22 protein-coding genes are annotated in these 21,432 nt (G+C 72.4%); 7 read left to right on the forward strand and 15 right to left on the reverse strand.

Translation table 11 applies throughout. The features are described 5' to 3' along the window. Positions 1-49: 49 nt before the first annotated feature. Positions 50-1,003 carry an ROK family protein gene (locus AAW13_RS27780; RefSeq protein ID WP_046729313.1) on the reverse strand — a complete coding sequence of 318 codons (954 nt, stop codon included), beginning with the start codon at positions 1,001-1,003 and terminating at the stop codon, positions 50-52. A gap of 229 nt (positions 1,004-1,232) precedes the next feature. Here AAW13_RS27780 and AAW13_RS27785 point away from each other — a divergent pair, with 229 nt between their 5' ends. Both AAW13_RS27785 and AAW13_RS27790 read left to right on the forward strand, forming a co-directional pair. Then, positions 1,233-2,318, forward strand: a complete 1,086-nt coding sequence (locus tag AAW13_RS27785) for a LacI family DNA-binding transcriptional regulator (RefSeq protein ID WP_206306287.1) — start codon at positions 1,233-1,235, stop codon at positions 2,316-2,318. Positions 2,319-2,325: 7 nt separating this feature from the next. Continuing rightward, on the forward strand, positions 2,326-3,123 hold the full coding sequence (locus AAW13_RS27790; RefSeq protein ID WP_046729315.1) for a hypothetical protein: 798 nt from the start codon (positions 2,326-2,328) through the stop codon (positions 3,121-3,123). Here the strand turns inward: AAW13_RS27790 and AAW13_RS27795 are convergent. Then, complete coding sequence (locus AAW13_RS27795) at positions 3,069-5,072, reverse strand: serine/threonine-protein kinase (protein WP_046729316.1); 2,004 nt, start codon at positions 5,070-5,072, stop codon at positions 3,069-3,071. The two genes, AAW13_RS27790 and AAW13_RS27795, sit on opposite strands and share 55 nt — an antisense overlap. Positions 5,073-5,175: 103 nt before the next feature. Then, positions 5,176-6,480, reverse strand: coding sequence for a DUF6986 family protein (locus tag AAW13_RS27800; protein WP_046729317.1), 1,305 nt, complete (start codon positions 6,478-6,480; stop codon positions 5,176-5,178). Positions 6,481-6,673: 193 nt separating this feature from the next. Here AAW13_RS27800 and AAW13_RS27805 point away from each other — a divergent pair, with 193 nt between their 5' ends. Next, a complete protein-coding gene (locus AAW13_RS27805; RefSeq protein WP_046729318.1) occupies positions 6,674-7,618 on the forward strand; it encodes an endonuclease/exonuclease/phosphatase family protein in 945 nt (314 codons plus the stop codon). A gap of 61 nt (positions 7,619-7,679) precedes the next feature. Here the strand turns inward: AAW13_RS27805 and AAW13_RS27810 are convergent, their stop codons facing one another. From AAW13_RS27810 to AAW13_RS27825, 4 genes are all read right to left on the reverse strand, one after another. Next, positions 7,680-8,642, reverse strand: coding sequence for an electron transfer flavoprotein subunit alpha/FixB family protein (locus AAW13_RS27810; RefSeq protein ID WP_046729319.1), 963 nt, complete (start codon positions 8,640-8,642; stop codon positions 7,680-7,682). 52 nt (positions 8,643-8,694) lie between these two features. After that, positions 8,695-9,483, reverse strand: a complete 789-nt coding sequence (locus AAW13_RS27815) for an electron transfer flavoprotein subunit beta/FixA family protein (protein WP_046729320.1) — start codon at positions 9,481-9,483, stop codon at positions 8,695-8,697. Between the two features lie 218 nt (positions 9,484-9,701). Further along, a complete protein-coding gene (locus tag AAW13_RS27820) occupies positions 9,702-10,211 on the reverse strand; it encodes a flavin reductase family protein (protein ID WP_046729321.1) in 510 nt (169 codons plus the stop codon). 207 nt (positions 10,212-10,418) lie between these two features. Then, entirely contained in the window at positions 10,419-10,832 is a 414-nt protein-coding gene (locus AAW13_RS27825; protein WP_046729382.1) for a TlpA family protein disulfide reductase, read from the reverse strand. Positions 10,833-10,938: 106 nt separating this feature from the next. On the opposite strand from AAW13_RS27825, the gene AAW13_RS27830 reads away from it, so the two are divergent. Beyond that, positions 10,939-11,355: a DUF4395 domain-containing protein gene (locus AAW13_RS27830; protein WP_046729322.1), complete on the forward strand. Its 417-nt coding sequence runs from the start codon at positions 10,939-10,941 to the stop codon at positions 11,353-11,355. A gap of 188 nt (positions 11,356-11,543) precedes the next feature. Further along, positions 11,544-12,272: a lysophospholipid acyltransferase family protein gene (locus AAW13_RS27835; protein WP_046729323.1), complete on the forward strand. Its 729-nt coding sequence runs from the start codon at positions 11,544-11,546 to the stop codon at positions 12,270-12,272. Positions 12,273-12,275: 3 nt separating this feature from the next. Here the strand turns inward: AAW13_RS27835 and AAW13_RS27840 are convergent, their stop codons facing one another. The 5 genes from AAW13_RS27840 to AAW13_RS27860 all read right to left on the reverse strand — a co-directional run bounded on the left by AAW13_RS27840 (position 12,276) and on the right by AAW13_RS27860 (position 16,909). After that, positions 12,276-12,977 (reverse strand): B3/B4 domain-containing protein, encoded by a 702-nt coding sequence (locus AAW13_RS27840; RefSeq protein ID WP_046729324.1) that lies wholly within the window; start codon positions 12,975-12,977, stop codon positions 12,276-12,278. Between the two features lie 10 nt (positions 12,978-12,987). Continuing rightward, the gene (locus AAW13_RS27845; RefSeq protein WP_046729325.1) at positions 12,988-13,581 is read right to left on the reverse strand and encodes a transglutaminase-like domain-containing protein; all 594 of its coding nucleotides are present in this window, start codon (positions 13,579-13,581) and stop codon (positions 12,988-12,990) included. Between the two features lie 75 nt (positions 13,582-13,656). Further along, entirely contained in the window at positions 13,657-14,727 is a 1,071-nt protein-coding gene (locus AAW13_RS27850; protein ID WP_046729326.1) for a threonine aldolase family protein, read from the reverse strand. Further along, positions 14,724-15,473 (reverse strand): SDR family NAD(P)-dependent oxidoreductase, encoded by a 750-nt coding sequence (locus AAW13_RS27855; protein ID WP_046729327.1) that lies wholly within the window; start codon positions 15,471-15,473, stop codon positions 14,724-14,726. The genes AAW13_RS27850 and AAW13_RS27855 overlap by 4 nt, the downstream gene beginning before the upstream one ends. 38 nt (positions 15,474-15,511) lie before the next feature. After that, complete coding sequence (locus AAW13_RS27860) at positions 15,512-16,909, reverse strand: DUF6421 family protein (RefSeq protein WP_046729328.1); 1,398 nt, start codon at positions 16,907-16,909, stop codon at positions 15,512-15,514. A 412-nt stretch (positions 16,910-17,321) separates the two neighbouring features. On the opposite strand from AAW13_RS27860, the gene AAW13_RS27865 reads away from it, so the two are divergent. After that, positions 17,322-18,005 carry a glycerophosphodiester phosphodiesterase gene (locus AAW13_RS27865; RefSeq protein ID WP_046729329.1) on the forward strand — a complete coding sequence of 228 codons (684 nt, stop codon included), beginning with the start codon at positions 17,322-17,324 and terminating at the stop codon, positions 18,003-18,005. A gap of 3 nt (positions 18,006-18,008) precedes the next feature. Here the strand turns inward: AAW13_RS27865 and AAW13_RS27870 are convergent, their stop codons facing one another. Then, on the reverse strand, positions 18,009-18,548 hold the full coding sequence (locus AAW13_RS27870) for a GNAT family N-acetyltransferase (RefSeq protein WP_046729383.1): 540 nt from the start codon (positions 18,546-18,548) through the stop codon (positions 18,009-18,011). Between the two features lie 118 nt (positions 18,549-18,666). Between AAW13_RS27870 and AAW13_RS27875 the strand changes: the two genes are divergently transcribed. Beyond that, positions 18,667-19,059: a VOC family protein gene (locus AAW13_RS27875; protein ID WP_046729330.1), complete on the forward strand. Its 393-nt coding sequence runs from the start codon at positions 18,667-18,669 to the stop codon at positions 19,057-19,059. Between the two features lie 58 nt (positions 19,060-19,117). On the opposite strand, the gene AAW13_RS27880 is transcribed toward AAW13_RS27875, so the two are convergent. Both AAW13_RS27880 and AAW13_RS27885 read right to left on the reverse strand, forming a co-directional pair. After that, on the reverse strand, positions 19,118-19,786 hold the full coding sequence (locus AAW13_RS27880; RefSeq protein ID WP_240528758.1) for a MarR family winged helix-turn-helix transcriptional regulator: 669 nt from the start codon (positions 19,784-19,786) through the stop codon (positions 19,118-19,120). Next, positions 19,783-21,429 carry an FUSC family protein gene (locus tag AAW13_RS27885; RefSeq protein WP_046729331.1) on the reverse strand — a complete coding sequence of 549 codons (1,647 nt, stop codon included), beginning with the start codon at positions 21,427-21,429 and terminating at the stop codon, positions 19,783-19,785. Before AAW13_RS27885 ends, AAW13_RS27880 begins: the two co-directional genes overlap by 4 nt. Between the last annotated feature and the right edge of the window lie 3 nt (positions 21,430-21,432).

Consider the following 21,432-nt stretch of genomic DNA (forward strand, 5'->3'; position numbering starts at 1 on the left):
CTCCGGCCGACCGGGCCTGAACGTTCCTGCCGAGCGCGGCCGGGGTCTCTCAGACCCCGGCCGCCGTCGCGTCCGGCCTGCGGGCCAGTGCGGCGGCCGCGGCGCCCACCAGGCCCGCGTCCGTGCCCATCTGGGCCGGCACCACGGTCAGGCGCTGCACGAAGGAGAGCGTCGCGTAGTCGGTGAGCGCCTTGCGCAGCGGCGTGAACAGGATGTCCCCCGCCTTGCCCACGCCGCCGCCGATCACCGCTATGTCGATCTCGACCAGCGTCGCGGTGGCCGCGATCCCCGCCGCCAGCGCCTGCGCGGCCCGCTCGAAGGAGGCCACCGCTACCGGGTCGCCGGCGCGGGCCGCGGCCGCCACCGCCGCCGCCGAGGTGTCCCCGTCGGGGCCGGGCCGCCAGCCGCCGTCCAGGGCGCGCCGGGCGATGTTGGGACCGCTCGCGATCCGTTCCACGCAGCCGCGCGACCCGCAGGGGCAGGGGTCCCCGTCCAGGTCGACGCTGATGTGGCCGATGTGACCGGCGTTGCCCGTGGGTCCCGGATGCAGCTTGCCGCCGAGCACCAGACCGCCGCCCACACCCGTCGACACCACCATGCACAGCGCGTTGTCGTGGCCACGGGCGGCGCCCTGCCAGTGTTCGGCGGCCGTGATGGCGACGCCGTCGCCGATCAGCTCGACCGGCAGGCCGCCGGTCGCCGCGCGCACCCGTTCGACGAGCGGATAGTCCCGCCAGCCCGGCACGTTGACCGGGCTCACGGTGCCGGCGGAGGCGTCCACCGGGCCCGCGCTGCCGATCCCGAGCGAGCCGGCCCGCTCCCACAGAGGTGAACCGGCGAGCTCGCCGACCACCTCCTCGACGGCCCCCATGACCGTCTCGCCGTCCTGCTGGGCGGGTGTCGCGCGCTGGGCGCGCGCCTGGATCCGTCCGTGGCCGTCCACCAGCGCGCCGGCGATCTTGGTGCCGCCGATGTCGAGGGCCGCCACGAGGTCGGTGTGCATCAGAGTCAGATCTCCCCGTCAACCATGAGTAGCCGAGTGAAAATACAGGCCGGTCAAGCGGTGGGGACGCAGGCCGGAGATTGCGGTGGACAGTCTTCCTTGCATCTGACAACGTTGTCCAGGCTCTATGCTCGACGCCACATCCTCATACAAACGCATGAGCCTGTGTATCCCTGATACAAACCCATGAGCTACACACCCATGAGCCGGGCCACCGAGCCGTGGGCCCATGCCTCCCGTGGACGACAGGACAGGACGCCGTACCGTGCCCGAGACCTCCCGCCGCGCAGACCGTCCTCCCGGCTCCCGTTACGGGACCCGGCCGACGATGAAGGACGTCGCCGCGCGGGCCGGCGTGGGCCTGAAGACGGTCTCCCGGGTGGTCAACGGCGAGCCCGGGGTGACCCCGGACACCGAGCGCCGGGTCCAGGAGGCGATCGACGCGCTGGGCTTCCGCCGCAACGACAGCGCGCGGGTGCTGCGCAAGGGCCGCACCGCGAGCATCGGTCTCGTCCTGGAGGACCTCGCCGACCCGTTCTACGGCCCGCTGAGCCGCGCGGTGGAGGAAGTGGCCCGCGCCCACGGGGCATTGCTCATCAACGGATCCAGCGCCGAGGACCCGGACCGCGAGCAGGAGCTGGCGCTCGCGCTGTGCGCGCGGCGGGTGGACGGCCTGGTGGTGATCCCGGCCGGGGACGACCACCGGTATCTGGAGCCGGAGATCAGGGCGGGCGTGGCGACGGTGTTCGTGGACCGGCCGGCCGGGAAGATCGACGCCGACGTGGTGCTCTCCGACAACCACGGCGGTGCCCGGGACGGGGTCGCCCATCTGATCGCGCACGGCCACCGCCGGATCGGGTTCATCGGCGACATGCCCCGCATCCACACGGCGGCCGAGCGGCTGCGCGGCTACCGGGCCGCGATGGAGGACGCCGGGATACCCGTCGAGGAGGCGTGGACCTCCCTCGGTGTGACGGACCCCGAGCGGGTGCGCCGGGCCGCCGAGGAGATGCTGTCCGGACCCGCGCCGGTCACCGCGGTCTTCGCGGGCAACAACCGGGTGACGGTCACCGTGATCCGGGTGCTGGCGGAGCTGTCCCGCCCGGTCGCGCTGATCGGTTTCGACGACATCGAGCTCGCCGATCTGCTGAACCCGGGCATCACCGTCGTCGCCCAGGACGCGGCGCTGCTCGGCCGGACCGCCGCCGAGCGGCTCTTCCGCCAGCTGGACGGCACGCTCCTGGCACCGGAGCGGATCGAACTGCCGACCCGGCTGATCACCCGCGGCTCGGGCGAGCTGCCGCCGGCGGAGTGAGCCGGGCATGACGGGCGCCACGCTCGCGGAGCTCGGCCTCGACCGGGCGCCGCGCGACCATCCGCTGACCTATCCGGGCGACTGGCCCGCGGACTCCGGGCTGCTCGACGGCGACCGGCTGCTGCCGCTGGACCGGCTGGTGCACGACGACGGCCGGGTGCCGGTGCTCGCGGTCGGCTCCAACGCCTCCCCCGCCCAACTCCAGCACAAGATGGCCGAGTCCGGGGTCACCGGGGTGATCCCCATGGTGCGTGCCGGCGTGACCGGCCTCGCGGTCGGTGTCTCCGCGCATGTCAGCCGGCTCGGCTATGTCTCGGCGTCGCCGGTCGAATCCGCCACCTCCGTGAGCGAGTTGTTCGTGGTCTGGCTGGACGGGCGGCAACTGGAGGTGATCGACGCGAGCGAGGGCGTACCGCTGCCCGACGGCAACTTCGCCCGGGCCTGGCTGCCCGCGTCGGCCGTACGCGTCGGCCTGGCGGACGGCACCACGCTCCCGGGCGTGCACGCCTACGTCAACCGCCACGGCGTCCTGCACGACGGCACCGGCACCCCGCGGCGGCACCCCGGCGAGCGTGACCTGCTCACCGGACTCCTCGCGGGTTCGGCCGAGTTGAGGAAGCTGTTCGGTACCACCCCGGAGGAGTTCTGCGCGCGGGCGCGGGCCGACGCCGGACTCTGCCGGCGGGGCACCCGGCTGTTCGCCGAGCGGGGGTGGGCGGTCGCGTCGGGTCTGGAACGGTACCTGGGCGCTCAGCAGACGGGAAGCCCGGGGACCGGCTCGTCGTTGTCGCCGCCCGCGAGGTAGACGTCGCTGATGTACACACCGGTGTTGCCGTTGTCGTCGTCGGTCCTGGCCCACCAGACGTTGGTCCACCTGCCGTGGGTCTCACGGCGGCCCAGGTCGGCCTGGCAGTAGAACGCGTGGGCCCCGGGGTGGACCTTCCCGGCCTTCGTGCCCGAGGCGGTGTAGGACTTGGCGGCGCTGCGGACCTCGCAGGTGTAGGTGCCGCCGCCGGCGGACCGGCACGCAGAGGCGGGAGTGGCGGTGGCGCTCGCGGCCGCCGTGATGGTGGCCGTACTCGGGGACGGGCCCGCGCCGGAGGCGGTCGCCGAGGCCGGGACGGACGCGTGGGTCGTGGGCCTGCCGTCCGTGGGGCGGGTGGGGTCCCCGGTCGGTGCGGTGGTCGTCTCCTCGCCCTGCCCCTTGGGGTCCGGCTCGGCCGAGTGCCCGCTCGCAGCACCCCGGATGCCCTTCGAGGCGTTCGCCCGGGCCGAGACGGGTGGGGCCGCGTCCGGCTGCGCCGGGTGCCCCTTGTCGTTCAGCAGGGCGATGGTCAGACCGACCGTGGCGAGGACGGCACCGACGGCGACCGTGGCGAGCCGCCCGGCCCGACGGCGTACGCGGCGGCCCGGACCGGACGACGGGACGGGTCTCGCCCGGCCGGCCCCGTGCGAGCGGCCTAAACCGCCTCCGGACACCGCACCGGCGTCCTGGCCCCGCGCCCCGGAGCCGCCGCCCGACCGCACATCGGATGCCAGGACTTCGGGCGCCGGCGCCGCGCCCTCCCCAGCCCCGTCACGCGCCCCGCCCGCCCGGACTCCGCCCGCCCCGGCCTCCGCCGCCTCGCCTCCACCCGCCCCGGCCTCCGCCGCCTCGCCTCCGAGCGCGCCGCCTCCGGTCACCTCCACCTCGGGCACCTGGGCAGGCGCCTCGGTCTCCGCGTCGAGAGGCCGCTGAGCGGGCCGCTGCCCGGCTTCCCGTGCCGGCCCCTCGTCGGGTCCCCGGGGCGGGTCCGGAAGGGGCACGGGCGTGTCGGGCCCTGGTTCCACCGCGACGGCCGCCTCGGCCGCGGCCGGTGCCGGCTGTCGCAGTGCCGTCGTCGGTGTGTCCGCGCCGGGTTCCCGTGCCGCCGTCCGCAGGAGTTCGCGGGCTTCCTCGGCGGCCGGGCGGGCATCGGGGCGCTTGTCCATCAGGCGGCGCAGGACGGGGGCGAGGGGCCCGGCCAGGCGGGGCTCCGGGAGGGGTTCGTCGACGATCGCGGCGAGGGTCGAGAACGTGGACGTGCGGCGGAACGGCGAGGCGCCCTCGACGGCCGCGTAGAGGGCCGCGCCGAGCGCCCAGACGTCGGAGGCCGGGCCGGGATCGGCGCCCATGGCACGTTCGGGGGCCATGTAGTCGAGCGAGCCCACGAGTTCACCGCTGCGGGTCAGCTGTGCGGTGGAGCCGTCGCCGGGATCGTCCATGGTGGCGATGCCGAAGTCGGTGAGGACGACCCGGCCCGTGCGGTCGAGGAGGATGTTGCCCGGCTTGACGTCACGGTGCAGGACACCGGCCCGGTGGGCCGCGGCCAGGGCGTCCATCACCTCGGCGCCGACGCGGGCGGCCTCGCGCGGGTCCAGGGTGCCGCGTTCGCGCAGCACGTCGTCCAGCGAGGGTCCGTCGATCAGCTCCATGACGATGAGCGGCCGGCCCTCGACCTCGGCGATGTCGTGCACCACGATCACGGCCGGATGGCGCACCCGGGCCGCCGCCCGCGCCTCGCGCTGCATCCGCAGCCGCAGCTCGGCCAGTTCGGCTCCGGCGCTGTCCGTGTAGGCCCGCAGTTCCTTGACGGCCACCTCGCGGCCGAGGACCTCGTCGAGGGCGCGCCACACGACCCCCATCCCGCCACGCCCGAGCCGGGCCACGACCCGGTACCGCCCGGCCAGCAGGCGACCGGTCCCGTCAGCCTGTCCGTACCCACCCGACACCACAGCCCCGCTCCTGACGCCCGTCCCTGAATGGCGCACCAGAGTACGGGGCGGTGACAGGGACGGTTCAAGTGGCCTGCTGATGCCGTGACTTGGCCGCTACCGGTCAGTTGCCGGAGGCCGTCAGGTCGCCGCGCCGGGGCGCCGCGTAACCCTCCAGGTCGGCGCGGGTCAGGCCGGTCAGCCGGGCCACCTCGGCGATGTCGAGGGCCCCGCAGTCCAGTCCGCGCAGCAGATAGCCGCTGAGGGCCTTGGCGGTGGCGGGCTCGTCCATGACGTCGCCGCCGGCCCGGTTGGCGTACCGGGCGAGCCGGCCGGCTGCCTGGTCCAGACCCTCGCGGTAGAAGGCGAACACGGCCGCGTACCGGGTGGGGAGGTGGCCGGGGTGCATGTCCCAGCCCTGGTAGTAGGCGCGGGCCAGGGCGCGCCGGGTGAGGCCGTAGTGCAGCCGCCAGGCGTCGTGCACCTTGGCCGTCGGGCCGACCGGCAGCACGTTGGTGGAGCCGTCGGACACCCGGACGCCGGTGCCCGCGGCGGCGACCTGCATGATCGCCTTGGCGTGGTCGGCGGCCGGGTGGTCGCTGGCCTGATGGGCGGCCGACACGCCGAGGCAGGCGCTGTAGTCGAAGGTGCCGTAGTGCAGTCCGGTGGCGCGGCCCTCGGCGGCCTGGATCATCCGGGCGACGGTGGCGGTGCCGTCGGCGGCGAGGATGGCCTGGCTGGTCTCGATCTGGATCTCGAACCCGATCCGGCCGGGCGTCAGGCCGTACACCTTCTCGAAGGCCTCCAGGAGCCGGACCATCGCGGTGACCTGTTCGGGGTAGGTCACCTTCGGCAGGGTCAGCACCAGGCCGTCGGGCAGCCCGCCGGCCCGCATCAGCCCGGTGAGGAAGACGTCCAGGGTGCGGATGCCCCGGTCGCGCACCGGGGCCTCCATGCACTTCATCCGGATGCCCATGTACGGCGGCGCCGTGCCCTTCTCGTACGCCTCGGCGACGAGCCGCGCCGCCCGGGCCGCCGTCTCGTCCTCCTCCGCGTCGGGGCGGGGGCCGTAGCCGTCCTCGAAGTCGACGCGCAGGTCCTCGACCGGCTCGCGCTCCAGCTTGGCGCGGACCCGGGCGTGGACTGGCTCGGCGAGGTCGTCCGGCAGGCCGAGCACGGCGGCGAAGGAGGCCGCGTCCGGGGCGTGTTCGTCGAGGGCGGCCAGCGCCCGGTCGCCCCAGGAGCGGACGGTGCCGGCGTCGAAGGCGTCGCCCGGGACGTACACGGTGTGGACGGGCTGGCGGGTCCCCGGGTCACCCGGATAGCGGCGCCCGAGCTCGGCGTCGACGGGTGCGAGGGAGGCGCTGACCTCCTCGCTGACGGCGCCCGCGAGGCTCGTCGCCACCTGCTCCTGCTGGCCCTGGCCCATCCCGCACCCTCCTGTTTTCCACTGTACGGAATCAACAATCCGTTGAATGAAGTTATCGGGGAGCTTCGGGGCGGTCAACACCCTGTCCACGGGGCGACACGCCCCCATCTGGGCATGTTCACGCTCATCTCACACCTGGGTATCACACTGCTCAACGCCCGCCCGTCCGGCTTGTGCCCCTGAAGGAGCCGCCGTGCCGAACCAGCGCCGAGTCACCCGCCGGCTGGGACTGAAGGCCTTGTTGGCCGCAACGGTCACCCTGCCCCTGTCCAGTGCCGCGATCATCCCCTCCGCCGCCTCCTCAGCCGCCTCGCGTAGCCGCCGGGCGTCCACCCTGGCGGCGCCGTCCCGGCCGGCGCCCCGCCTCGACGTCATGACCTTCAACCTCCGCTACGCCAGCAGCGCCGAGCCCAACAGCTGGGCCGACCGCCGGCCGGTGATGCGCGAACTGCTGCGCCGCGCGCGCCCCCAGGTCATCGGCACCCAGGAAGGCCTCTACCAGCAGCTGCGCGACATCGACACCGACCTCGGACCGCACTACGACTGGATCGGCACCGGCCGCGAGGGCGGCAGCCGGGACGAGTCCACCGCCGTCTACTACGACATCAGGCGCCTGGCCCCCGTCGAGCACTACACCTTCTGGCTCTCCGACACCCCGGAGGTCGTCCGCTCCAACACCTGGAACGCCGCCTTCCCCCGCATCGTCACCTGGGTCCGCTTCCGGGACCTCGCCGACGACGGGCGGGAGTTCTACGTCGCCAACACCCACTTCGACCAGAGGAGCCAGTACGCGCGCGAGCGCAGTGCCGCGCTCCTGGTCCGGCGGATCGCGGAGTTCGACCGGGCGCTGCCCGTCGTGGTGACCGGTGACTTCAACGCCTACGCCCACAAGAACCCGGCCTACGACACCCTGGTGGACTCCGGGCTCGTCGACACCTGGGACGCGGCGAAGCACCGCGGCCCCCGGTACGCGACCTTCCACGGCTACCACCGCCTCAGGCCGGACGGCGACCGCATCGACTGGATCCTGACCTCGCCGGGGGTGACCACCCACCGGGCGACGATGGACACCTTCTCGATGCAGGGCCAGTTCCCGAGCGACCATCTGCCGGTGCAGGTCTCGCTGAGCCTGCGCTGACACGCCGAGGCCCCCGTGACCGGTACCGGTCACGGGGGCCTCGGACAGCCCGGCGGGGAGATCAGCCCTTGCGGGCCTTGACCTCGTCGGTGAGCTGCGGGACGACGTCGAAGAGGTCGCCGACCACACCGAAGTCGACCAGCTCGAAGATCGGGGCCTCGGCGTCCTTGTTGACGGCGACGATCGTCTTCGAGGTCTGCATGCCGGCGCGGTGCTGGATCGCGCCGGAGATGCCGTTGGCGATGTACAGCTGCGGGGAGACGGACTTGCCGGTCTGGCCCACCTGGTTGGTGTGCGGGTACCAGCCCGCGTCCACCGCGGCACGCGAGGCGCCGACGGCCGCGCCGAGGGAGTCGGCGAGGGCCTCGATGATCGCGAAGTTCTCGGCGCCGTTGACACCGCGGCCGCCGGAGACCACGATCGCGGCCTCGGTCAGCTCCGGACGCCCGGTCGACTCACGCGGGGTACGGCCGGTCACCTTGGTGCCGGTCGCCTGGTCCGAGAAGGTCACGGACAGGGCCTCGACCGCACCGGCGGCCGGGGCGGCCTCCACGGCGGCCGAGTTGGGCTTGACCGTGATGACCGGGGTGCCCGTGGAGACACGGGTCCTGGTGGTGAAGGACGCGGCGAACACCGACTGGGTCGCGATCGGGCCCTCGTCGCCGGCCTCCAGGTCGACGGCGTCGGTGATGATGCCGGAGCCGATGCGCAGCGCCAGACGCGCGGCGATCTCCTTGCCCTCCGCGGAGGACGGGACCAGGACGGCGGCCGGGGAGACGGCGGCGACGGCGGCCTGGAGGGCGTCGACCTTCGGGACGACCAGGTAGTCGGCGTACTCCGAGGCGTCGTGGGTGAGGACCTTGACCGCGCCGTGCTCGGCGAGCGCGGCGGCGGTGTCGGCGGCGCCGTTGCCCAGCGCGACGGCGACGGGCTCGCCGATGCGGCGGGCCAGGGTCAGCAGCTCCAGGGTGGGCTTGCGGACGGCACCGTCCACGTGATCGACGTAGACGAGGACTTCAGCCATGGGATTGCTCTCCTGCGAAACGAAGTTGAGGGGCGGTCGGCGACTGCGGGGCTCAGATGAACTTCTGGCCCGCGAGGAACTCGGCGAGCTGCTTGCCGCCCTCGCCCTCGTCCTTGACGATCGTGCCCGCGGTGCGGGCCGGGCGCGCGGTGGCGTCCTCGACCTTGGTCCAGGCGCCCTCCAGGCCGACCTCCTCCGCCTCGATGTCGAGGTCGGACAGGTCCCAGGACTGAACCGGCTTCTTCTTGGCGGCCATGATGCCCTTGAAGGACGGGTAACGCGCCTCACCCGACTGGTCCGTCACCGACACGACGGCCGGCAGGGCGGCCTCCAGCTGCTCGGAGGCGGCGTCGCCGTCGCGGCGGCCCTTGACCGTGCCGCCCTCGACCGAGACCTCGGAGAGCAGGGTGACCTGCGGGACGCCCAGACGCTCGGCCAGCAGGGCCGGGACGATGCCGGCGGTGCCGTCGGTGGAGGCCATGCCGGAGACCACCAGGTCGAAGCCGGCCTTCTCGATCGCCTTCGCCAGCACCAGCGAGGTACCGATCGCGTCGGTGCCGTGCAGGTCGTCGTCCTCGACGTGGATCGCCTTGTCCGCGCCCATCGACAGCGCCTTGCGCAGCGCGTCCTTGGCGTCCTCGGGACCGACGGTCAGGACCGTGACCTCGACGTCGTCGTCCGAGTTCTCAGAGATTTGCAGCGCCTGCTCCACCGCGTACTCGTCGAGCTCGGAGAGCAGACCGTCCACGTCGTCACGGTCGACGGTCAGGTCATCGGCGAAGTGCCGGTCGCCAGTGGCGTCGGGCACGTACTTCACAGTGACAACGATCCTCAAGCTCACGCCGGCTCTCCTACTGCATCGTCTTTTCTGGGCTGCCTCTTGCAGGCAGCATAGGCGCCTGAAGCGGCCGATTCCGGTCGGGGCGGCCGTGCGCTCCGAACGAAATATTACTCGTCAGTACACCCAGTCTGTTCCCGCTAAGCAAGCGCTTTGAACTGTGACCTTCGCAACGCAGCGTAACCGGAACTCGACGCCCTCGCGGAACCGGGGGCCCGTGATCAATCCCGCAGGCCGTTGAAGCCGCCCTGGTGGTAGAGGAGCGGCCGGCCGGCCCTGGAGGGGTCGCCGAGGACCACCTCGGCCAGCACGATGCGATGGTCCCCGGCCGGGACCCGGGCGACGATCCGGCACACCAGCCAGACCAGGACGTCGTCGAGGACGGGGACCCCCGCGTGCCCCTCGCGCCATTCGGTCGGCGCCGCGAACCGGTCGGCGCCGCTGCGCGCGAAGGTGGCCGCGAGCTCCGCCTGGTGCTCGCCGAGGATGTGGACGCCGATGTGCTCGGCGGTGGATATCGCGGGCCAGCTGGAGGCGCCCGTGCCGACACCGAAGGAGAGCATCGGAGGCTCGGCGGAGACGGAGACCAGGGAGGTGGCGGTGAAGCCGACCGGGCCGTCGGCGCCGGGCGCGGTGATCACCGCGACTCCGGCCGCGTGCCGTCGGAAGGCGGAGCGGAGCAGGTCGGGAGAGGCGAGCTGGGGCGTGCCGAGGTCGGGCGTGGCCGTCATGGAGTTGTCCTTCTGGGGAGGCGGTCCTGGGGTCCGAGGCTGCTCAGCAGCCCGGACAGCGCGCGCTCGCGGTGCGGGCCAGGTCCACGTGGACCCGCCCGAAGAGAAGGAGTTCCTGAGGCATACAGTCAGGCTGACGATAGGTGGTGCGCCCAGTCAAGTACGTTCCGGCATGTGAAAGCTGCCTCACCGTCATCCTCACCTCCGTCAGACCGCTTCTCCCAGCGCCGCGATGACGTCCGCCCGGCGGGGCTGGCCGGTGGCCCGGCGCACCACCCGTCCGTCCGCGTCCAGCACCAGTACGGTGGGCGTCCTGAGGATCTCCAGATCGCGTACGAGGTCGAGGTGCGCCTCCGCGTCGATCTCGACGTGGGTCACTCCGGGGACCATTCCCGCCACCTCGTCCAGGACGCGCCGGGTGGCCCGGCAGGGGGCGCAGAACGCGCTGGAGAACTGCACCAGTGTGGCCCGTTCGCCCAGTTCGCCGCCGAGTTCGGCCGCTCCGAGCCGTTTGCCGTCGTCCCGCCCGCGCACGCGTACCCTCCCGCTCCGCCGCTTGTGCAGCACTCCGAAGACGCTCGCCGCCGCGAGCACCGCCACGCACACCACCAGTCCGGTCATCACCCGCACAAGCTCTCACGAGGCCGCACCTCACCGGCATGAGCGTTCACGAGACTGCAAAGATTCCCGGCTCCCCCTGCGGCCTTCGGGGCGGAATCCTTGGTTCATGGACATCGACGCACGTGGCCCGCGGTTCGGCGCGGCCGTGACGACGGTCGTGCTGGCCGTCGCACTGATCACCCGCAGCCCCTGGATCCTGGCCTGGCAGACGCTGGCGTTCGCGTTCGGCGCGGCCGGCGGGGTGGGGCGCTCGCCGTACGGGCTGCTGTTCCGGACGGTCGTACGGCCCCGGCTCGCTCCCCCGACCGAGTTCGAGGCGCCGGAGCCGCCCCGGTTCGCGCAGGCGGTGGGGCTGGTCTTCGCCGGCCTGGGTCTGGTCGGATTCACCGTCGGCCCGGAGTGGCTGGGTCTCGGGGCGACCGGGCTCGCGCTCGCCGCGGCCTTCCTCAACGCGGCGTTCGGATACTGCCTGGGGTGCGAGATGTTCCTGCTCCTGCGGAGGCTCGCGGTACGCGCGGACTAAAGGCGCATTAAAAGTACGAGGTGGATCAATAGGCCAACGTGACGAGGATCTCGCCGCTCCCGGGCACCAGGGCTGGCCCCCTGTCCGTTCTTCGGGCACGATCTGCGAGACGCCGTAAACCTACGGCTGCGTAACTTTCCCGCCGGGAGCCCCTTTCCCAGGCAGAGCAGAAAGGGTCCGCCCCGCCCATGGCAGAGCTGGTCTACCGTCCCGTCATCGGTTTCGCCAAGACGCTGTTCAAGGTCTGGGACCTGAAGATCGACTGCCAGGGTTCGGAGAACATCCCGCGCTCGGGCGGTGCGGTGCTGGTGAGCAATCACATCAGCTACCTGGACTTCGTCTTCGACGGCCTGGCGGCCCTTCCGCAGAAGCGCCTGGTGCGGTTCATGGCGAAGGAGTCGGTGTTCCGGCACCGGATCTCCGGTCCGCTGATGCGCGGGATGAAGCACATCCCGGTGGACCGCGCCCAGGGTGAGGAGGCGTACCAGCACGCGCTGGACTCGCTCAAGTCCGGTGAGGTCGTGGGGGTCTTCCCGGAGGCCACCATCTCGCAGTCCTTCACGCTGAAGAGCTTCAAGTCGGGCGCCGCGCGTCTCGCCCAGGAGGCCGGCGTCCCGCTCGTGCCGATGGCGCTGTGGGGCACCCAGCGCATCTGGACCAAGGGCCAGCCGCGCAACTTCAAGCGCAACCACCTGCCCGTCACCATCCGGGTCGGCGAGCCGGTCGAGGCGCCGCGTGACCAGTACGCGGGCGCCATCACCCGCCGCCTGCGCGGCCGCGTCCAGGACCTGCTGGACGCCGCCCAGCGCGCCTACCCCGCCCGCCCGAAGGACACGACGGACTCCTGGTGGCTCCCGGCCCACCTCGGCGGCACCGCGCCCACGCAGGAGCAGTTGAAGGCCGCCGAGGCGATCTGACCCTCAGCCCGCCGACTCGGGCGCCCGCACCTCGACGCGTGCGCCCGGACTGAACTTCTCCAGCAGTTCGGCGAGTTCGGCGCCCGCCGCCGCAACCTCCGGGACCGGCATCGGGGCGAGGCTCTCCAGCAGGAAGACACCCGAGGTCGTCTCTTCGGTGAGCCGGGTGCGCGGGCCCTGGCGCCAGTTCCAGCGGCGGCAGGTGACGCCTGCGCCGTCGCACCACACGACCTCGCCGGCATCCGGGTGCTCGACGGTCTCCGCGCCGCCCGCGACCGTCACGAAGTCCTCCTGACCCGTGGCCCGCACCAGGCGCATCCCGCCCTCGACGCGGTCCAGGTCCTCGCCCCCGACGGGGATGAGACGGGCGACACTGACGGCGTTGTAGAGGTCCACGAGCAGGTTGATCCGGGGCAGCCCGCCGTCCGCGAGGGCCCGCCTGGCCAGTGCCTCCGCCGAGTTGCGGGTGCGCGACGGCTTGGACCCGAAGGCCGTGTAGACCGCGCGCCAGGCCGCCATGTGCGGGTCCTCGTGCGGGGCGCGCCCGTCGAGGCGTACGGCGAGACGGCGGGCCGCGTCGTCGAGGAGGGCCGAACTCGCCTCGGTGCTGGGGCCGTTGACCAGGCCGTGGGCCTCGATCGCGAGGTGCGTGAGGCCGGGCGCGAGGGCACGCACCTCGTCGGACACGGTGAGCGGAAGAGTCATCTGGCTTGCCTCAGAGTGCGGTGGGGAGCGTCTTCCAGAGATACCGGCGGTCGGGCGCCGCTCTGAGCACGCCGAGCACGACCGGATGAGGTTCAGCGTACAGGACCGGATAGTCCACCTCATTGGACTCGGGGTCGGGGACCCAGGCCAGCCGCTCGCCGTCGAGGGAGAACCGGGCGTCGACGCCGGGCTTGTTGCCCCGCGGGTCCTGCCGGTGCCAGGCGCCGTTGAACCGGACCGCGACCAGGCCGTGCACCACGTGACCCGTGCCGTCGTCGTGCGCCAGCCGCTGGTAGCACAGGGCGGTGGGGATGTCCTCGGCCCGCAGCAGGGCGGTGAGGGCGTGGGCCTTGGCGAAGCAGATGCCGGTGCGCCGCTCCAGCACGTCCGAGGCGCGCCAGGTGACGCGCGGATCGCCGGAGTCGGCGGAGTGCGGGATCCCGTCCCGGACGAACTCGTAGGCAGCCCGCGCATAGGCATACGAGTCCTCGACCTCGGCCGCCAGCCGTGCGGCCACCTCGCGGACCACCGGATGATCATGGTCGATGACCTCGTCAGCCGCTAGATAGGCGGACAGGTCGACGGTGTTCTGGATCAGCTCCATGTCCGCAGAGCATAGAAATGCGATCACCCAAGAGTCAATGACTTTTCAGGTGACCGCATATCTATGCACAATGCGCTACCGCGCCATCTCCTCCTTGAGCGCTGCCACGAACGCGTCCACGTCCTCCTCGGTCGTGTCGAAGGCGCACATCCAGCGGACGTCGCCGGCGGCCTCGTCCCAGAAGTAGAAGCGGAACCGCTTCTGGAGGCGCTCGCTCACGTCGTGCGGGAGACGGGCGAAGACCCCGTTGGCCTGCACCGGGTACAGGATCTCCACGCCGTGCACGGCACGGACGCCCTCGGCGAGCCGCTGGGCCATCTCGTTGGCGTGCCGGGCGTTGCGCAGCCACAGGTCCTTGGCGAGCAGGGCCTCCAGCTGCACCGACACGAAGCGCATCTTCGAGGCGAGCTGCATGGACAGCTTGCGCAGGTGCTTCATGTGGCTCACGGCGTCCTGGTTGATCACCACGACCGCCTCGCCGAACAGGGCGCCGTTCTTGGTGCCGCCCAGGGAGAGGATGTCGACGCCGACGGCGTTGGTGAACGTGCGCATGGGGACGTCCAGGGAGGCCGCCGCGTTGGCTATCCGGGAGCCGTCCAGGTGCACCTTCATGCCGTGCGCGTGGGCGTGCTCGCAGATCGCGCGGATCTCCTCCGGCGTGTAGAGGGTGCCCAGCTCGGTGCTCTGGGTGATCGACACCACCTGCGGCATCGCCCGGTGCTCGTCGTCCCAGCCGAAGGCCTGCCGGTCGATGAGCTCCGGGGTGAGCTTGCCGTCGGGGGTGGGCACGGTGAGCAGCTTGAGGCCGCCCATGCGTTCGGGGGCGCCGCCCTCGTCGACGTTGATGTGGGCGCTCTCCGCGCAGATCACCGCGCCCCAGCGGTCGGTGACCGCCTGGAGCGCGACGACGTTCGCGCCCGTGCCGTTGAAGACCGGGAAGGCCTCGGCCGTGGCCCCGAAGTGGCCGCGGACGATCCGCTGGAGGTTCTCCGTGTAGTCGTCCTCGCCGTACGCCACCTGGTGGCCGCCGTTGGCGAGGGCCAGGGCGGCCAGCACCTCGGGATGCGCACCGGCGTAGTTGTCACTGGCGAAACCGCGGACCTGCGGGTCGTGGTGGCGACGCGCGTCGGTCCTCGGAGGGTTCACGGCTTCTCGGTCAGCCACAGACGGTTTCCGTTCACTTCGGCGGCGGACTTGCTCCAGACGCCCTCGATGGCCTCGGCCAGGTCCTTGACGTCGGTGAAGCCCGCGAATTTCGCGTTGGGCCGCTCGGCGCGCATCGCGTCGTGCACCAGCGCCTTCACCACCAGGATGGCAGCGGCGGAGGTCGGGCCCTCGGGCCCCCCGGACTTGCGGAAGAAGTCGGCGAGGGCGAGGGTCCACGCCTCCGCGGCGGCCTTGCCCGCGGCGTACGCGGCGTTGCCCGCGGTCGGCCTGCTCGCGGCGGCGGCGCTGATCAGGACGTACCGGCCGCGCTCGCTGCGCTGCAACGCCTCGTGGAAGGCCAGGGAGGTGTGCTGCACGGTCTTGACCAGCAGCAGCTCCAGGAAGTCCCAGTCGTCGAGGCTGGTCTTGGTGAAGGTCTCACTGCCGCGCCAGCCGCCCACCAGGTGCACCAGGCCGTCGACGCGGCCGAAGTCCTTCTCGACGTGCGCGGCCCAGTCCCGGGTGGACTGGAGGTCCAGCAGGTCCACGGTGTCACCCGTGACGCTCGCGCCGCCGGACGCGTAGCGGGCCGCGTCCACGGCCTCCGAGAGCCGCTGCGGATCGTTGTCCGCGCCTACGACGGTCGCGCCCGCCTCCGCGAGGCGCAGCAGTGCCGCCCGGCCGGCGGGTCCGCCCGCCCCGGCCACCGCGATCACCGCACCACTGAGAGACCCGTTGCCCGTCATGTGCTTCCCCTCTTGAGCAGTGTTCCGGACTCCGCCGCTCACGCGGCGACCGGCTCGGCGCTGTCCGCCGTGATGCCCTTGGTCTCGGCGATCACGTTCTTCAGTTTCTTGGACAGGGCCTCATAGAACATGCTCAGCGGAAACTCGTCCGGAAGCACGTCGTCCACGAGCTTGCGCGGCGGCAGGGTCAGGTCGAGGGCGTCGGGGCCCTTGGCCCACTTGGAGCCGGGGTGCGGGGCGAGGTAGGTGGCGACCAGGTCGTAGCCGGCGAACCAGTGGACGAGCTTCGGGCGGTCGATGCCGTCCTTGTACAGCTTCTCGATCTCGGCGCACAGCTGGTTGGTGACCTGCGGGGCGCGCTCCCAGTCGATGGCGAGCTTGTTGTCGGTCCAGCGCACCACGTCGTGCTTGTGCAGGTAGGCGAAGAGCAGCTGGCCGCCGAGACCGTCGTAGTTGCGGACCCGGTCGCCGGTGACGGGGAAGCGGAACATGCGGTCGAAGAGCACCGCGTACTGCACGTCACGGGCCTGCGGGACGCCGTCGGCCGCCAGCTTCACGGCCTCCTTGAAGGCGGTGAGGTCGCAGCGCAGCTCCTCCAGGCCGTACATCCAGAACGGCTGGCGCTGCTTGATCATGAACGGGTCGAACGGCAGGTCGCCGTGGCTGTGGGTGCGGTCGTGGACCATGTCCCACAGCACGAAGGCCTCCTCGCAGCGCTTCTGGTCGTGGACCATGGCGGCGATGTCCTCGGGCAGGTTCAGGCCCAGGATGCCGACGGCCGCGTCGGTGACCCGGCGGAAGCGGGCGGCCTCGCGGTCGCAGAAGATACCGCCCCAGGAGAATCGTTCCGGCGCCTCGCGCACGGCAATGGTCTCCGGGAAGAGAACGGCGGAGTTGGTGTCGTAGCCCGCCGTGAAGTCCTCGAACTTGATGCCGCAGAACAGCGGGTTGTCGTAGCGGGTGCGCTCCAGCTCCGCCAGCCAGTCCGGCCAGACCATGCGCAGCACGACCGCCTCCAGGTTGCGGTCCGGGTTGCCGTTCTGCGTGTACATCGGGAAGACGACCAGGTGCTGGAGACCGTCCGCGCGGCCCGCGGCGGGCTGGAAGGCCAGCAGCGAGTCGAGGAAATCGGGCACCTGGAAGCCGCCCACGGCCCAGCGCCGCAGATCCGTCACCAGCGCGTGGTGGTAGTCGGCGTCGTGCGGGAGCAGCGGCGACAGCTCCTCGACGGCGGCGATCACGTCATCGACGGCCTGCCCGGCGTCAGCGCGCCCCGGCGCGCCCTCGGCGTCGAAGTCGACGGACCCGTCCTTGGACTGCCATGGCCGGATCCGTTCCACGGCATCCTTGAGCACGGGCCACGCCGGGTGCTCGACCACCCTGGTCACGGGAGGAACCTGCTCCTCCGAGCCCACCTGCACAAGAATTTCCGTCATGACCCATCCTCCACGGGAGATGCTTCCGTTAGGACACCGTATGCATACGGGCTTTCTCCCAGCAAGGGGGGCCTCAGGAAATTATCCTGCGACATCGCGTCTTCGCCGCGCTTTTTCCTGCGTGAAACCGTGAATGCGGTCACATCCACTACGGGTGGTGAGGGATCGTCAGCTCCGGGGCACCGTAGGGATCCGGCCGGTCAACGCACGGCGGGACGCGCCCACCCCCGGGTGACCGCCAGTGGGGGCACGGACCAGGCGCCGGGCGCCCGGCGCCGCAATCGCCCCGTGTAGGTACGGGTTCATCGCGACGGACGGCCATTAGGCTGCGCCCAGCCGCGTGGACAGCGACGTCCCGTCGTACGGTCCGCGTGCACCCCCACCGCCGCCGTCGACGGAAGCGAGATGAATCTTGAACTTCCTTACCATCGGTCACCGCGGAGTCATGGGCATCGAGCCCGAGAACACCCTCCGTTCCTTCGTCGCCGCGCAACAGGCCGGCCTTGACCTGATCGAACTCGATCTGCACCTCAGCAAGGACGGCGCCCTGGTCGTCATGCACGACGCCGAGGTGGACCGCACGACCGACGGCACCGGCCCGATCGCCGAGAAGACCCTGGAGGAACTGCGCACGCTGGACGCGGGCCGGGGCGAACGGGTGCCGGTGTTCGAGGAGGTCCTGGAGGCGGTGCAGGCCCCCCTCCAGGCCGAGATCAAGGACGTCGCGGCGGCCCGGGCGCTGGCGGAGGTCATGCAGCGGCGGGACCTGGTGTCGCGGGTGGAGGTGTCCTCGTTCCACGACGAGGCGGTCGCCGAGATCGCCAGACTGGTACCGGGGGTACGGACGGCCCTGATCGCCAGCCGGTACGGCACCGACGTGGTGGAGCGGGCGCGGGAGGCGGGGGCGGCGACCGTCTGCCTCAACATCCGGCGGCTGACCCTGGAGGTCGTCGAGCACGCCCGCAAGGCGGACCTGCGGGTGATCGGCTGGGTGGTGAACACCCAGGACCACCTGCGGCTGGTGCGCGCCCTCCAGCTGGACGGCGCGACGACCGACTACCCGGAGATCAAGCGCACCGCCCGCTTCACCGCGTGAGGGTCACACCAGGGGCTTGACCAGCAGCTCGAACTGCAAGTCGTCGCGGAGCGGGACACCGAAGCGCTCCTCGCCGTACGGGAACGGACTCATCTCTCCCGTACGGCGGTAGCCGCGCCGCTCGTACCAGGCGATCAGGTCACCGCGGACGGAGATCACCGTCATGTGCATCTCGGTGGCCCCCCAGTCCTCCCGGGCCTGGCGCTCCGCCTCCGCGATGACGACCTTGCCGAGGCCGGCGCCCTGGAGGGCGGGACTGACCGCGAACATGCCGAAGTAGGCGTGGGCGCCGCGGTGTTCGAGCTGGCAGCAGGCGACGGTCCGGCCGTCCCGCTCGACGGTGAGCAGCCTGCTGTCCGGCGACTTGATCACCTGGAGGACGCCCTCGGGGTCGGTCCGCTGACCGTCCAGGATGTCCGCCTCGGTGGTCCAGCCGGCCCGGCTGGCGTCGCCCCGGTACGCCGACTCGATCAGCGCCACCAGCACGTCCACGTCGGCGTCGGTGGCGGCGCGGAAGGTCAGTGCGGTGGCGGCGTTGTCCATGGACTCCATGGGCGGGGTCTCCGATCTCGGGCGCGGTGAGCCGGACACGAGCCTAACGCCGCTGGTCGGGTGCCCGTTTCCGGGGATCGCCGGCGGCCGGGCACTACGCTCCGGATCCATGGTGCACGTACTCAGCAGCCGTACCCTGGTCCACCCCACCGATCCCGAGCGCTCTCGTGCCTTCTACGGTGAGCGGCTCGGCCTTCCCGTCTACCGCGAGTTCGGTACCGGCCCGGAGCGGGGCACGGTCTACTTCCTCGGCGGCGGCTTCCTGGAGGTCTCCGGGCGCTCGGACGCCGCCGCCGCGCCGGCCGTGCAGCTGTGGCTCCAGGTCGCGGACGCGGCGGCGGCGCACGAGGAGCTGGTGGCGCAGGGCGTCGAGATCGTACGGCCGCCGGTGCGGGAGCCATGGGGCCTGGTCGAGATGTGGATCACGGACCCGGACGGGATCAGGATCGTGCTGGTGGAGGTACCGGCCGACCACCCCCTGCGTTACCGGCCGGGGATCTGACCGCAGGGCCTTCACCACGGCTGCGAAAAGCCCTGCGCGGGCTCACCGCACCGGTGTCTCAGGCCCGCAGGGCGCCCATCCTGCCCTCCAGCCGGCCCAGCAACTCGGCCAGCAGACCCGCCAGTTCGCCCTGCCCCTGCGGAGCGAGCACGGACAGGACGGCCGTCTCGTAGCCGAGTTGCTCCGGCAGGATGCCGTCGACGAGGTCACGGCCCGCGTCGGTGAGGCGCAGGTGGGCGACCCTGCGGTCCCGGGCGTCGCCGCGCCGCTCGACCAGACCGCGCTCGGTGAGCTGCTTGAGGCGTTTGGTGACGGCGGCACCGGAGGAGAAGGTCTCCCTGGCGAGTTCGCTGGGTGTCAGCTCGTGTCCGGTGCGGCGCAGCGCGCCGAGCAGGTCGAACTCGGGGCGGCTGAGTCCCGCCCGGCGCAGCGGCGCGTCCTCGGCCTGCTGGAGGAGGGCGGCGCAGCGGTTGATCCGGCCGATGACCTCCATGGGACCGGTGTCCAGGTCGGGATGGACGGTCTGCCACTGCCGCACGACCGCGGCCACGGTGTCGTGCCGGCCCGCACCACCGCCCACGACCCCTTCGGAGTCCCGGCCCGCACCACCGCCCACGTCCCCGCCGGCCTCCCGGCTCACGCCCGTGTCCGGGTCCCTGTCGGCGTTCCGGTCCGTGTCCCTCCCCGCTCTGTCGTCGGCCGCCGGTCGTCCGCTGGTCGCCGTCATGGCCGTGCGTCCTCCGTTGTCCTCGTGCCGTCCCAGGTGTGCGGTCCCTGGCGTCGTACCGTCGCGGCGAGCGTACGGTGTCCGGACTGTTCGGCGAGCACGACCCGCTCCTGGGGCAGTGCCCGTTGCCACCACTCGCCGGACGCGGCGTCGGTCGTGGCGCGCAGCTCGGCCAGGGTGGCGGCGAGGGCGCGGCGGGCGGCCTCCAGGGCACGCGGGGCCGGTCGCGGCTCGGCGAGCACGCGGGCGGCCTGTTCGCGGGCCCGTTCGACGGCGGTCAGGGCGTGTTCGATGCCGTCGCCGGCCCGGCGGTTGGTGACGACGACGGCCGTGCCGAAGCCGACGAGCGCGCCGACCACGGTGTCGACGACCCGCTCGGTGATCAGCTGTCCGGCGTCCTGGGTGCGGGCGAACTCGGTGATGAGCAGGGCCATGGGGGTGACGCAGACGCTGCCGAGCCAGTAGTTGCGGCCGATCAGCGCCTCGGCACCGAAGTTGAGGGCGAGGCAGCACAGCACCAGGGCGGCCGGGTGCAGATGGGCGAACGGCACGACGGCGGCGAAGACGAGGACCCCGAGGAGGTTGCCGACGACGCGCTGGACGCCCCGGCTCCAGGTCAGGGTGACGTTGGCCTGGTAGAGGGAGGCCGCGGTGACCAGCGCCCAGTAGGGGCGTCCGACGCCGAGGGCCAGGGAGGCGTAGCCGGCCAGGGCGCAGCCGAGCGCGGTGCGGGCGGCGAGCGGCGCGAGCGGGCCGAGCCGGTGCCACGACGGGCGGTGCGGGACGGCGAGTTCGGCGTCGACCCCGAGGAGTTCGTCGTCGGCGCCGGACACCCGGGGAACGCGCCCGGTGCCGCGCAGGGCGCGGGCCCAGCCGCGCAGCAGGGCCGGGTCCGCGTCGGCGGGGGCGGCGAGGGCGACCTCGGCTCGGACGACGAGGTGTTCGAGGGCGCGCCGGGTGCGGTCGGTACGGGCGCCGGTGGCCAGCAGCGACTGCCACGCGGCCTGCACGGCGGCGGCCGCCCCGGCCCGGGCCTTCGCGTGTCCGGCCCCCGTGCCACGGGTGTCGGCGTAGGCGGCGGTGGCGTTCAGGGCGTGGGCGGTGGCCCGGCGCTCGGGGCCGTGCGGGCGCAGCAGGCCGGGCGCCATGCCCACCAGCCAGGCCCAGGCGCCCGCCGCCAGGGCCAGCGCGACATGGCCGGGGACCTGGCTGAGACTCTGCGGGGCGAACAGGGAGGCGGAGCTGATGAAGGTGAGCACCACGTTCCCGGGCGGGCCGACCCGGGTGGCGTCGCAGAGCACCTTCTGCACGGCGGCCATCAGGGCGCCGACCGTGACCAGCACGACCGCGTTCCCGGTGAGCGAGGCGGCGGTCAGTGCCACGGCGAGGCCGGCGACCATGCCGAGGATCACCCGGACCAGCGTGCGGGCGCGCGCGGGGTAGGGGCGGTTGTGGCCGTAGAGCGCGCACAGCGATCCGGCCATGGTGTACATCGCCAGGTCGAGGCGGCCGAGGGCCAGCAGGATCAGGTTGGGCGGAGCGACCGCGGCCACCACGCTGAGGGCGGGCTTGAACCAGATGTCGGAGGGCCGGCCGAGGCGGAGTGCCCCGGCGAGGGGAAGGGGACGGGTCGCGGTGCTCATACC

The sequence above is a fragment of the Streptomyces humi genome (assembly GCF_001005085.2).
Lineage (GTDB): Bacteria > Actinomycetota > Actinomycetes > Streptomycetales > Streptomycetaceae > Streptomyces > Streptomyces humi.

Bases quoted from the DNA above. Each gene is read 5' to 3' on its own strand.
- AAW13_RS27780 (WP_046729313.1), bottom strand. From the start codon at position 1,003: ATGCACACCGACCTCGTGGCGGCCCTCGACATCGGCGGCACCAAGATC.
- AAW13_RS27785 (WP_206306287.1), top strand. From the start codon at position 1,233: ATGCCTCCCGTGGACGACAGGACAGGACGCCGTACCGTGCCCGAGACC.
- AAW13_RS27790 (WP_046729315.1), top strand. From the start codon at position 2,326: ATGACGGGCGCCACGCTCGCGGAGCTCGGCCTCGACCGGGCGCCGCGC.
- AAW13_RS27800 (WP_046729317.1), bottom strand. From the start codon at position 6,480: ATGGGCCAGGGCCAGCAGGAGCAGGTGGCGACGAGCCTCGCGGGCGCC.
- AAW13_RS27810 (WP_046729319.1), bottom strand. From the start codon at position 8,642: ATGGCTGAAGTCCTCGTCTACGTCGATCACGTGGACGGTGCCGTCCGC.
- AAW13_RS27820 (WP_046729321.1), bottom strand. From the start codon at position 10,211: ATGACGGCCACGCCCGACCTCGGCACGCCCCAGCTCGCCTCTCCCGAC.
- AAW13_RS27825 (WP_046729382.1), bottom strand. From the start codon at position 10,832: ATGACCGGACTGGTGGTGTGCGTGGCGGTGCTCGCGGCGGCGAGCGTC.
- AAW13_RS27830 (WP_046729322.1), top strand. From the start codon at position 10,939: ATGGACATCGACGCACGTGGCCCGCGGTTCGGCGCGGCCGTGACGACG.
- AAW13_RS27835 (WP_046729323.1), top strand. From the start codon at position 11,544: ATGGCAGAGCTGGTCTACCGTCCCGTCATCGGTTTCGCCAAGACGCTG.
- AAW13_RS27840 (WP_046729324.1), bottom strand. From the start codon at position 12,977: ATGACTCTTCCGCTCACCGTGTCCGACGAGGTGCGTGCCCTCGCGCCC.
- AAW13_RS27845 (WP_046729325.1), bottom strand. From the start codon at position 13,581: ATGGAGCTGATCCAGAACACCGTCGACCTGTCCGCCTATCTAGCGGCT.
- AAW13_RS27855 (WP_046729327.1), bottom strand. From the start codon at position 15,473: ATGACGGGCAACGGGTCTCTCAGTGGTGCGGTGATCGCGGTGGCCGGG.
- AAW13_RS27860 (WP_046729328.1), bottom strand. From the start codon at position 16,909: ATGACGGAAATTCTTGTGCAGGTGGGCTCGGAGGAGCAGGTTCCTCCC.
- AAW13_RS27870 (WP_046729383.1), bottom strand. From the start codon at position 18,548: ATGGACAACGCCGCCACCGCACTGACCTTCCGCGCCGCCACCGACGCC.
- AAW13_RS27875 (WP_046729330.1), top strand. From the start codon at position 18,667: ATGGTGCACGTACTCAGCAGCCGTACCCTGGTCCACCCCACCGATCCC.
- AAW13_RS27880 (WP_240528758.1), bottom strand. From the start codon at position 19,786: ATGACGGCGACCAGCGGACGACCGGCGGCCGACGACAGAGCGGGGAGG.
- AAW13_RS27885 (WP_046729331.1), bottom strand. From the start codon at position 21,429: ATGAGCACCGCGACCCGTCCCCTTCCCCTCGCCGGGGCACTCCGCCTC.